Origin of the sequence: Bartonella alsatica, from assembly GCF_013388295.1 — a bacterium.
In the GTDB taxonomy this organism is placed as follows: domain Bacteria; phylum Pseudomonadota; class Alphaproteobacteria; order Rhizobiales; family Rhizobiaceae; genus Bartonella; species Bartonella alsatica.
The window spans coordinates 463784-475000 of record NZ_CP058235.1 but is presented as its reverse complement, the minus strand read 5'-3'; the positions used below and the strand labels follow the sequence as shown (position 1 = coordinate 475000).

The window sequence follows — 11217 nt, the reverse complement described above, 5'->3', positions numbered from 1 at the left end:
ACGGTTGGCGGTTGTTTGTGCATCGGCACGCGTCATACCATTGTTCATAAGAGTGTTGATGATATCGCTTCGATCAAACTTTGTTGTAATGGCGTCTGCACGATCAGAAAGATGATCACTGAGTTCTTTTAAATAGGTGCGATAGCGAGTAGGATCATTTTTGAAAGCGGATATCGTCGATTCAATATCTTTAAGAGCCTCCTGATAGGATTGCTTTAAGCGGTCAGGATTTAGGGCAGGAATGTCACTTTTTTTGAGAAGTGCGCGTAATTCATTGCCCAATTCATCAAAATCGACCTTATTGTCTTTTTTATCATGCAAAAAACTTTCAAAACTTTCGCCCTTTAATTTTGAAAGAAGAGGAACGAAATTTGTTTTAAGGCTGTCGGCAGTTTGTTGTGTTGGCGCAGTGTTTTCTGAAACAGCCTTAGCACTTAAACTTGCTGCACTTGAAACTATATGGATGGCTTGGATGGTCATGAGAAGTGTTAATAGAGCCCAAGTTAAAAAACCATGAAGTGCGCCTGAAGATTCTGCAAAACGTCCAGAAATAAAGCCTCCTAGGGCAAGACTGATGACCATAACAATAAGTGAACCTATACCAAAAGATAAAAAGCTTCCTTCTAATGGCGAGGAAGAGTAAAGATCAATTTGGCTTAAGCCTAAAGCTGTAACCAGAAAAGATAAGCAGATTGAAGTAGCAAGTGCTGTCACTAGTCCGGCAAAAATTGCAGACCATGAAATCGGGCTGTAAAAAAGTGAATACTGTTCTTCTTGTGAGGTCTCTCTTAGAAAGTGTGTATCAAATGGTGTCTCTTCAGGTATGCGGGTTTCCATGTTTTTATCTCCTTGAATGATGCTGGAGATAAAATGCTTCTTTAGCAATTATGTTCCAAATTAGATACGGGGTGGCTGGAAATAAACAGAGAATACAAAAACAAAACATGTTGTTCTCACCAAAACTACATATCAAGTCGTATGTGGCTGAAATCTCTGTCCAAAAGTTCAGCTTATAGCGCGCTTTTCAAAACAAACAATTGAATATCATAAATAGGTTAATAAAATTAAATATATAAATTTTTTATAATAAAGAATTTATATATTTTGTTAATAAATAGAAAATGGTATTATATTTGTTATATAAATAATAATATACTTATTATAAGTGAATAATATTCATTTTTTATTTAATTACAAAGTGTGTTTTTCTCCTATGAATCATAAATATACATTACCGTTTCTTATACTTATCGTGTGTTTATCAACAGGAGGTTTGATTTCTACAGACATTTTTCTTCCAGCGCTTGGAGAGATGCGCCAGTACTACCAAGTTACTGAATCTCGGATTCAGAATGCTGTAGCGATTTTTCTATTTGCATTGGCTATTGGACAACTTATTTATGGACCACTTAGTGATAATTTTGGGCGTAAAAAAACACTTCTATTTGGCTTGTTTTTATGGTTGTTTACCACACTTAGCGTAATTTATACTGTTAATATTCAAGCTTTTCTTGTATTACGTTTTTTACAAGGTCTTGGGGCTTGTGCAGGGATTGTTCTGAGCCGTGCTATTATAAATGATTTATTGGATAAAAAAGCAGCAGGAAAACTTTACTTGATTGTCTTTCCCTTTATTGGGATGTCACCGGCACTTGCACCTTTAGTTGGAGGGTTATTGGTACAAATTTTTAATTGGCAAGCTACTTTTATCTTTTTAAGCTTTTTTATATTCTTGACTATTCTGCTATGTTATTTTGTGCTAACTGAAACGTTACCTTCTCAAAAACGTCAGCGTTTTTCTTCTATGGGATTTATTAAAGGGTGTTTAGGAGTTTTCAGAAATAAACAATTTATTTTTTATGCACTTATTCCATGTTTTTCTTACGCGGCATATTTTGCTTATATTGTAGAATCACCTTTTTTACTCACAGCTTTGGGGTTGTCACCTGTATATATTGGTTATAGCTACATTGGTGTTTCTCTACCCTATATTGGGGGAAATCTTGTGGCGCGAAAGTTGTTCAAACGGGAATCTATGGAAAAAACTGTATGTCGGGGATACATTATTTTTGTTATAGGGGGGGTGTTATTTGCTTTGCAAATGTATGTAAGCCCATGGCCACTTGTGACGAGTTTTGTATCTATTGCTGTGCTTACTTTTGGTAATGGTTTTTTATTACCGTTAGGGACAGCGTTGGCTATTTCATCACATCCGCAAGCTGCTGGAGCAGCTTCTGGAGTTATGGGGGCTTTACAATTAGGGAGTGCTGCGCTGAGTGCTGCAGTTATTGGGAAGATGTCTGAGCACAATCCACAGACTATGGCCGCTTTATTGGCTAGCTGCTGTTTACTGGGTTTTATGATTTATATCTGTAAAGCGTATGATTTTATGCGTTTGGAAATGGACTGAGTGAGAGATAAAAAAGAGAGCATCATATATAAACGTTTCGGTGTTATTTTACTTTAATAGAAGCTGTTGTGGCTGATTGCATTGAATATATGTTATGGTGCGGAGTTTATGCGTGATATGAAATGTTTACGTTTTAGTAGTTATATTCAGGAGAAAAGTTGCTGCTATAATCTATATTTTTGCACAAGCGGTGTGGGGAATAAATAAGTGAGCCTTAATGTTGTTATTCTTTCTCCTGTGATACCAATTTGGGATCATGGCGTTTTTTGTTCCTCATTTACAAAATTATGTGTGGCAAGAGGATTCCAAATTACTATACTCGATACATTATCTCTTTTTTCCATTAACTCTAATTTTTATAATAACTCTGCTATAGCAATTTTGCCTGTTATTACAGAGAAGCTTGAAAGACATTTTAAAGAGCCTTCAGTTCTTGTGGGATTTTCTATGGGTGGAATGTTAGTACAAATCTTAGCTGCACGACTTCCAAATGTTCAAGCTGTGCTTGCTGTGAATGCGCCAGGCTATCCAGATAAGCTTTTGCAACGGCGGCTTGGATATGTTCTTAATTTTTTGAAAAATAAAGATTTGTCAGGAGCTTTAGAAACACTCAATGCTTTTATGAATTCAAATCCACGTGGAGTTATGAAAAAAAGAGCCTTATTGAAGATTCCTGATACGCAAAAAAGTGTGGCAATTGAACGTATGTCAAGAGGGTTTAAGTTCTTGTTAGGAATGGATGCTAGAAATGAGATTATCAAGTACACTGGAAAGTTTTTAGCTTTGGTGGGTGAAAAGTCGCAACTTGCAACTATAGATAATCAAACGAGAAGTTATTGTATAAATCATGAATATAAGATCATTTCTGGTGCCGGTACACGTTTGTGGGATGATAATCCTGTTATGACGAATGCAATTATTGATAAGTGGCTGAGTGAGTTATGAAAAAGAAAGTTCTTAGATTGCTCGGTGATGGGATAGGACTAGAAGTCTGTGATACTGCACTGGTGACCTTATTAGGGTAATTCCGATTACCGATTGAATTAACCTGTGGTGTTATTGGTTGAAAATGTTCGGAATAGAAAGAAGGTTTTGTTCCTCAAATAACTTGGCAAAAATTATTGAGAGTGGTGCTTTTTTACTTGGTTCTGTAAGCAGTAAAGGAAAAAAACTGTTTTAAAAGAACTCACTCTACATTTAAGGGAGCAGCAACTTGCTTATGTTTTGCCTATTATTCAGCTTCACCAAAAGTTAGGCTTGTTTGCGAATATATATCCTATAAAATACATTTTTATTGTGAGAAGACTTTTTATTTTATGTTCTCAAAGAGAATAGCGAAGGTCTCTATGCAAAGTTAGGTTTTTTCGGTGTAATTCCTGCAACGGCAACAATGGTTAAAACATCTTAATCTAGAAAAATATAGTTTTGAAGAGGCTTCATAGACGGTGTGCTTACAGATATATTTTAGTTTAGATGGTTATTGAATATATTTTTTCATAGTTTCAAGCGGGTTATTTTTACTGATAGGCTAAATGTTACGCGCGAAAGTGATCAGTTTGCTTAGGAAATTTTTGAGAAAGTTGTGCAAGATTATCCAGAAATTGAAGCAAAAATTCATGATGTTAATGCAGCTGATCTATGGATTGTAACAAAATCAAAGTGTTTTAATGTGATTGTTGCTGAAAATATGTTTTACGATATTCTTCTTGATCTTGCTGCTGGGGTGATGACGTATTAGAACTTGTATTAGTGCAAATGTGGAAAGCAAGATTGCTTAGTGACACGCTTATTTGAACCGATCAATTGCAGAAAATTAGTGAGGCAGTGATTGTTTGTCTTGGGCAAGAAGATCTCATCATTATCAGTGGGGGATTAGGACTAATCTGATGACATACACGTGGTTGTAATTGCTTAAGCTGTACAGCAATCCTTAGTTCATCATCAAGTTGTTTGGCAAGTAATAAAAAGCCAATTACAACGATTAGGTTTTATTTTAGCTAGTAATGCACACCAAGCGTTGTTTCCTGAAACAGTAAAAATGCTTGATGATCCTATGGGCACGACACCTGGTTTTTTTACCTCTTTTATGGCATTGTCTGGTTCTCCTACGCAAGTTTTTTCGCTTTTAGAAGTTTATTTAGAACGAGGTAAACACAAGCATTTGGCTGTGTCACATCCTCAATATGAGATGATTTTGATTAGAGTTTATAAAAGTATAATTATGCAATTGATTTAATTGTCATCTTGAAAATGAGGCATGTGAACGGCATTTTTATAGAAAAGTACTTATGTTGCGTATGCAATTGGTTGGGGAGTCATCGGCATCTTTAGTCCAGCATTTAATCTCACAATTTGAATGACCATTATTTTTGTCCATATTTTATGGAAGTGGAGATTACCACAGTTCGTGAAAATTAGCGGCGCTTAGAATTTCATTGGTTTGCGAATATCTTATACCTTTTAAAATTTTTCAACCAACAGAAAAAAATACAAAATATATTTCCATAATTTGAAGCCAAAATCAGCTTATTTCCTTCTTTGGAGATATTAGAAAATCAGCAAGAAAGTTTTGAATATGCCATTATAACTTTAAGGATAAAAGATTATGGCAATTATCGTATTACTTTTCCTTATACATGACCGCTTTTAAGTGTGGTTGTACAGAAATATGCGGTTCGGTTAATATTAAAAAGATATTTGAAAACGTAGGAAAGGAAATGATCCTTTGCGAGAACGTAAAAATCGGAAAATTAATTTTCTTTTGGATGATTTTTATATATCTCAAGGTTTTTAAACATGCAGAAAATTATTGTTCTCAAAGTTTTGTTTTTGAAAACAATAATTTTTCAAATATGTTATTTTGAAGGTGAAGAGGAATATTTGAAAGGTTGTGAGAAGGGGAAATAGAATTGTTTATTAAAAAACAAGAGAGGATTTTCATTACTTCTGTTATATTTATGAAAGATCCTTTGAATTCTATTCAAAAAGACGTTATTGAAAGATTAGTTGCGCATATGGTTTAATCACTTTTTCATCAATAAATTGCCGCAAAGTTTTTTTAAAAGTGGTTTGCTATAGGTTAGGTGTGTTCTAGTCTAGGTGGATTCGACTATTCATGCATACTAACTTTTGAAATTGTGATTGTAGTTATTTCAGATCTGTAACAGAAAGGACTTTATCGTATACATAACAAATATCAATAAGTGGTTTTTACAACGCTTTTGTTTGTTTTTTAATGAACAATTTCTCGGATATTTGCTTGAGCAAATAAATAGAGGAGGGCTTTTTGGTATTCTCGCAATCACTTTATTGTTTATTGGAGGAGGTGTGGAGAGTGAGTTCTTGTTTTAGTGGTAGTTTTGATATTTTATGAATGTTCGACTTGGCAGTGTAAATGCTATTCTCGAATGATGCTAAGGCTAGTTTTGAATGTGATCTGTTGTAATTTGAGATGGTGCAAGCCCATTAAATAGAAAGGGAGAATTTTTCTATGTATCAAATTGATTATAATAGTTATCGTTCTGTCAAAAGCTTTAATCGTCGTGTTCGGTTCCTTGTAATGCATTATACTTCTATTAACTTTAAGGATTCAATCATAGCGCTGACAGGATCAGCAGTAAGTGCTCATTATCTTGTGCCTGACCCTTCAGAAAAAACGTATGTTGAAGCAGGGTTTAAGGATATGCGTATCTTTAATCTTGTTGATGAAAACGAGCGTGCATGGCATGCTGGTGTTAGCTCATGGGCTGGGCGCAGTAATCTAAATGATACATCTATTGGAATTGAAATAGTTAATTTAGCAACTGGCCATACTGATTCTTTTAAAGAAACATATCTTGAGGCTGGATTTAAGGATAAGCATGATTTTAATCCAGTCGATAAAAATGAGAGTAAACGTTTTGGTGTTCACTTACTATCTGAGAACAGTGATTTAAATGATAAAGCTGTTGAACTTGGGTCAGTCGATTTAGTGACCTATAATAATGATGCATTTACATTTCCTCCATATAATCCAATACAAATTGAGGCGGTTAAAGAACTTGCGTTAAATGTCCTCCAACGGTATCCAGATATTATGCCAACCGATGTTGTCGGGCATAGTGATATTGCTATTGGGAGAAAAAGTGATCCAGGTGCAGCTTTCCCGTGGAAAGAGCTTTATAAAGCTGGTATAGGGGCATGGTATGATGATGAATTAAAGGATCACTACCAAAAGCAATTCTGTAAGAGTTTGCCGGAAAAAGCGGATGTTTTGGCAAGACTAAAACGGTATGGGTACGATGTTTTGGCGGCAAGTATAGAAAGCGGATACAGGGATTTAATTCGGGCATTTCAGCTTCATTTTCGTCAAGAAAATTATGATGGAGTTCTAGATGCTGAAACAGCAGCAATTATTTATGCGTTGGTAGATAAGTATTTTCCGCTGAATTGATTTAACTCATTTTAATTTTAAAATATAATTACGACAATCGATGTCTTTGTTTGCGTCTTTTTGCCTTCTGCTGATTGGATTCCTAGGAAAAAGGACTCATTTGTAGTGTGAGAACAAAATTATAGATGAAGACGTTCATAGAAAAAGGTCAAAGAATATTCTATTTGTTGCTGAGGTAAGCTTTAAAGTTCCGTTTCTTTATTTTCTATCTTGTATTTTCATTACAACAGGGTGCGTGAAATTAAAGCATTACACACAGTGCAACACAAAAGAACATAGTGTTCAAGAATTGCATGAAAAAAGGCGTAACGGTTAATTAAGTCCTATAATCATTGGATGCAAAACATAGATTATGGTTCTACATTCGTAGTGTGTAGGCAATGCTCAAAAGTGATTGAAAGAAGAAAGAAACACGCATTGCACACTGCGGAAAACATACGTGCAATGTTTTTTTAATTTTAACAAATACGCATCACTCTTACTTTTAAGTAAATATTTTGTGTGTTTTTCAAGGACTTCAAGTTGTAAAAAATTCTGTTATTTACTTAGCAGCGCCATTTTTATTAAGAATATTTGCACAATTTTGATAACAATTTTTTTAATGATAAAACTTTGTATTCTTTGAATGGCCTGAGAAAGATTTATGGTACTCTTAAGATTTCATTTTTGGGGAATATTTTTATAACGGTAGACAGCTTTTGTTAGAGATAGTGGCAATGATATCATGAAATAGTATGATGATCATCATAGGTGGTTTAAAAAAATAAAAACTGGCACATATATTGCCAGTTTTTAAAAGCATAGCCCAATAGGATTAAAATGAACGCTGTAAGCGGATCATACCTTGCAAAGCATTTTTACCATTCAGAGCATGTGCATATGTATTATCATTAGTTGCGTTCCTGAAAGTGCGATCATCGTTCCACGAAATGTAGGTAAGTTCAGGTGTGATAACAAATCCTGGAATCAGTGTGTATGCAATATTTACAGAAGTTGCAAAGGTTTTTACAGCGCTATAAGAAACTTGAGCGTTTAAATTTGCTTTTGGAGTGAGTTTGTAAGTTGCACCAGCCCAAGCAGCCCATTTTCCTCCCCAATTTGCATAAATTGTTGTGTTTTGTCGTGATAGTGTATTGTTTGCAGCTACTGTGTAGTAATCAACGTTATTTTTATAGCCTGCCATTACCCATAGATTGAAATGATCGTTTACATTGAAATCTACACGCACCTTACCAGCCCATTTTTTATAATAAGCATCATATGCAGCGACTGTAGAAAAGCCTCCCCATTTTTGCATAAATTTTATACCGAAAACCAGATTTGGGGTGTAATTTTTTATTCCTTTACTTGGAAGACTGTCTTGGGGAACACTAGTAATTTTATTATTTTTATCAATGTAGAAGAATTGATTTTTTTCAAGATCAGGACCTGAAGCATTGCCTAATTCAGCTCCGATAATAGCAGAAAGTCCGGTGTCACCACTAAAGGTGTAAGAAATGAAATTGGTACGTGTTGTTCCTGCTGGAGCTATACTGTCGTCATTTATAACGTTACCATAGCCACCAGTCCAGCTGTTGAAAATTGTATCGTCAAGACCTACACGAAAACCACCAAGTTCAATGTAAGCAGCTGAAAGTTTTGCACCAGCGTTGTCTTCTCCATTCCCCCAGTTTGAGTAGATACGGGCATAAGAACGAAGAGTTCCTAATTCTGTTTCAGAAGCAGCTTGAAAAACAAGAGTTAATCGTGCTGATGCACCATAGGTTTTCTTTTGGTTAGCTAACTGAGCATCGGTTATTGCATTTATGTTATCACCGCTTAGAAAATCAGCACGGACATTTCCTGATAAACGCATGCAGGTTTCTGTTCCAGGGATATAGAAATATCCTTTACCATAGGCATTGCAAACGCGAATGTGTTCTACAGGCTCTGGTTCTGCAGTGGCTGTTGAAGCAGCATGGGCTCCAGAGATTGCTAAAAGAGCTGCTGTAGAGCTTAAAAAGAGGGATTTAATGTTCATAGTGTATCTCCAATGAAAGGTAGTTCAAATTTCGTTAAGGAATATTATTTTCTAAATTCATAAAAGCTAGAGTAAAATACACGATACTTATAATCCCTAGCTATACTGATCTTTTTTAAAGAAACAAATACGAAATTACCTTTCTGAGGGATATTGATCTACTATTCAAGTTTATGTGGTAAAAAAAGCACAGTGTGCTTTTTGTTAATTTTTTATTTGATGACATCAATAAAAAGAAAACTTTAGATATTTTTGAAAAAAAATCGAAAATATCTTGAACTTTCTGTTGAGACCATTTATGCCTCCTCTTGGAGAGGTGGCCGAGTGGTCGAAGGCGCTCCCCTGCTAAGGGAGTAGGGCTCAAAAGGCTCTCGAGAGTTCGAATCTCTTCCTCTCCGCCATATATCAATAAGATCAATGAATTATATAAAATTTTAGGAATTTTGACTCTTTTTATCTTTTTAATTTGTTTTTCTGTTTGTTCTAGATCTTTTTGAAGCTTTTTTATTGCTTCCCGTTTTATCTTCAGCCCATCCAAAAAGCGCTTGCATTTGTGAAACTGTAACACCTGCAGCGGCACGTGTTGCTGCTAATTTTCTCAAGCCATGTACTGATTTTTAATACCTGCTGTATTATATGCTACACAAAATAGTTTTCACAAACTTTCTTTAATGAGCTTATTTCCACTTTTTATGCAAATGAATATTTCATTTTGCTTAATAAGTTTTAGATATTGTGTGCGTTCAACTAAAATAGAAAGATATTTGTTTGAAGTTTACTATTTCAGTCTTCAAGTGAATGATATTATTTTTCTATTCAACATCTCACAATGAAAATAGCTAGTGCAAGCCCTGATGGATTCTATTGGTAATGAGAATTTAATTGAAGTAGAATCCCTACAATCAATCATCTATATTTTTTTATGGATAGGGATACTAAACCTGAGTACCATGCGTAAGTGCAATTCCAAGTAGCGTGCACAGAACTCAAACGATGGATTTTTTAGCTATAACCCGCAATTGGTAAGATGACCAGTATATTTGTGTCTCAAGATTTAATGTATCACTGTAATTATAGATAGATTAAGTACATCAACAAGGCTGTTGAAATATTTTTAGCGGAAATAGAATAAAGCATGAAATAGATCTTGATAAAAGATACTTAACACTATGGATGTGCTCTCTCTCTTCAGAATCTTCCCCCATTTACGTAATATAAAAAAGAAGAAAGGTATTGAGTTAATATTTGATGATGGCGATAGATATATAATAACATGAAATATGTACAACTTTTTAGTGTATCAATAACAAAGATTCATAATTAGGTGATTCAAGAGATATTTCCCGGATTCTATAAGCTAAATAGAGTAGTGAGGTGGAGAAAGAAAGAGATTTTAGCATTCATACCAAAAAAAATAAGGAACAAATAAGAACAAATTAGGTCAGATTATATAAACTGTAGAAGGTAGTTCCAAAGGTGGTCTGAAAATGGTTTTTAAAGAAAAATATTTATATTTCAATATATTGAATACAAAAATGGTGCCCAAAAGAGGACTCGAACCTCCACGCCTTACGGCACAGGTACCTGAAACCTGCGCGTCTACCAATTCCGCCATTTGGGCTAATAGAAGCTCATCTAAGCTTGTAAAGCACCTCTGTCAATCAAATTGTAGAATTTATTCTTCAGCTCAAAATTATTAGATTGAATTCATTGGATCACGATAATTTTAAGAATTTAAGAGGCCATAATTGTTTTTGATGAAATTGTTGAGTCAGAATTAAATGTATAAATCATAGGAATGCCAGTTGCTAATTCTTGAGAAATAATCTCTTCACCGTTTAGACCTTCAAGCGCCATTATAAGAGCACGAAGAGAGTTGCCGTGTGCTGCTACTAAAACAGTTTGAGAACGCAAAATATGTGGTTGGATATGATAAAGATAATAGGGCCAAATACGAGCTCCAGTATCGCGTAGACTTTCTCCATTTGGGGGGGCAATAGTGTAGGAACGACGCCATATTTGCACTTGTTCTTCTCCCCATTTGTGGCGTACTTCATCTTTATTTAAACCAGAGAGATCACCATAATTACGTTCATTCAATGCAGAAGTTTTTATCAGTTTTAAATTTGATTGTCCCATTTGTTCTAAGATGTGCAAAGCCGTTTTTTGTGCTCGTTGTAAGGTAGATGTATAAGCGATATCAAATTTTAAATCAGCTTCTTTAAGTTTCTTTCCTGCCACTATTGCTTCAGCACGACCTTTTTCTGTCAAATCGGGATCTTTCCAACCAGTAAAAAGGTTTTTGAGATTCCATTCACTTTGTCCATGACGGATTAATACAAGTGTGCGCCCCAT

At 34.9% G+C, this 11217-nt stretch carries 9 protein-coding genes, 2 tRNA genes and 1 pseudogene (1 of these 12 running past the window's edge); 7 read left to right on the top strand and 5 right to left on the bottom strand.

The features are described 5' to 3' along the window. Positions 1-837, bottom strand: the 5' portion of a protein-coding gene (locus HWV54_RS02010) for a YrzE family protein (RefSeq protein ID WP_005864680.1). 252 nt of this gene lie to the left of the window's left edge; 837 of the gene's 1089 nt are visible here — the first part of the coding sequence; it begins with the start codon at positions 835-837; its stop codon lies off the left edge, out of view. Positions 838-1213: 376 nt separating this feature from the next. On the opposite strand from HWV54_RS02010, the gene HWV54_RS02005 reads away from it, so the two are divergent. The 5 genes from HWV54_RS02005 to HWV54_RS01995 all read left to right on the top strand — a co-directional run bounded on the left by HWV54_RS02005 (position 1214) and on the right by HWV54_RS01995 (position 6842). After that, complete coding sequence (locus tag HWV54_RS02005; RefSeq protein ID WP_005864682.1) at positions 1214-2410, top strand: multidrug effflux MFS transporter; 1197 nt, start codon at positions 1214-1216, stop codon at positions 2408-2410. A 207-nt stretch (positions 2411-2617) separates the two neighbouring features. Next, positions 2618-3355 carry an alpha/beta fold hydrolase gene (locus HWV54_RS06900; protein WP_005864684.1) on the top strand — a complete coding sequence of 246 codons (738 nt, stop codon included), beginning with the start codon at positions 2618-2620 and terminating at the stop codon, positions 3353-3355. A 637-nt stretch (positions 3356-3992) separates the two neighbouring features. Continuing rightward, positions 3993-4148, top strand: coding sequence for an isocitrate/isopropylmalate family dehydrogenase (locus tag HWV54_RS06895; RefSeq protein WP_005864686.1), 156 nt, complete (start codon positions 3993-3995; stop codon positions 4146-4148). Between the two features lie 300 nt (positions 4149-4448). After that, complete coding sequence (locus HWV54_RS06890; protein WP_245256314.1) at positions 4449-4646, top strand: hypothetical protein; 198 nt, start codon at positions 4449-4451, stop codon at positions 4644-4646. 1254 nt (positions 4647-5900) lie between these two features. Continuing rightward, a complete protein-coding gene (locus HWV54_RS01995) occupies positions 5901-6842 on the top strand; it encodes an N-acetylmuramoyl-L-alanine amidase (RefSeq protein WP_005864691.1) in 942 nt (313 codons plus the stop codon). A gap of 814 nt (positions 6843-7656) precedes the next feature. Here HWV54_RS01995 and HWV54_RS01990 read toward each other — a convergent pair. Further along, positions 7657-8862 (bottom strand): porin, encoded by a 1206-nt coding sequence (locus HWV54_RS01990; RefSeq protein WP_005864694.1) that lies wholly within the window; start codon positions 8860-8862, stop codon positions 7657-7659. Positions 8863-9172: 310 nt separating this feature from the next. On the opposite strand from HWV54_RS01990, the gene HWV54_RS01985 reads away from it, so the two are divergent. Next, positions 9173-9263: transfer RNA gene (locus HWV54_RS01985), tRNA-Ser, on the top strand. Between the two features lie 60 nt (positions 9264-9323). On the opposite strand, the gene HWV54_RS07230 is transcribed toward HWV54_RS01985, so the two are convergent. Beyond that, the gene (locus HWV54_RS07230; protein WP_156785827.1) at positions 9324-9464 is read right to left on the bottom strand and encodes a hypothetical protein; all 141 of its coding nucleotides are present in this window, start codon (positions 9462-9464) and stop codon (positions 9324-9326) included. Positions 9465-10094: 630 nt separating this feature from the next. On the opposite strand from HWV54_RS07230, the pseudogene HWV54_RS06880 reads away from it, so the two are divergent. Beyond that, positions 10095-10302, top strand: a pseudogene (locus HWV54_RS06880) (helix-turn-helix transcriptional regulator). Between the two features lie 96 nt (positions 10303-10398). Here HWV54_RS06880 and HWV54_RS01975 read toward each other — a convergent pair. Together HWV54_RS01975 and HWV54_RS01970 are read right to left on the bottom strand one after the other, a co-directional pair. Beyond that, positions 10399-10483 (bottom strand) — tRNA-Leu (locus tag HWV54_RS01975). 113 nt (positions 10484-10596) lie between these two features. Then, complete coding sequence (locus HWV54_RS01970; protein WP_005864696.1) at positions 10597-11217, bottom strand: 2,3-bisphosphoglycerate-dependent phosphoglycerate mutase; 621 nt, start codon at positions 11215-11217, stop codon at positions 10597-10599.

Bases quoted from the DNA above. Each gene is read 5' to 3' on its own strand.
- HWV54_RS06890 (WP_245256314.1), top strand. From the start codon at position 4,449: ATGCTTGATGATCCTATGGGCACGACACCTGGTTTTTTTACCTCTTTT.
- HWV54_RS01970 (WP_005864696.1), bottom strand. From the start codon at position 11,217: ATGGGGCGCACACTTGTATTAATCCGTCATGGACAAAGTGAATGGAAT.
- HWV54_RS01995 (WP_005864691.1), top strand. From the start codon at position 5,901: ATGTATCAAATTGATTATAATAGTTATCGTTCTGTCAAAAGCTTTAAT.
- HWV54_RS02005 (WP_005864682.1), top strand. From the start codon at position 1,214: ATGAATCATAAATATACATTACCGTTTCTTATACTTATCGTGTGTTTA.
- HWV54_RS01990 (WP_005864694.1), bottom strand. From the start codon at position 8,862: ATGAACATTAAATCCCTCTTTTTAAGCTCTACAGCAGCTCTTTTAGCA.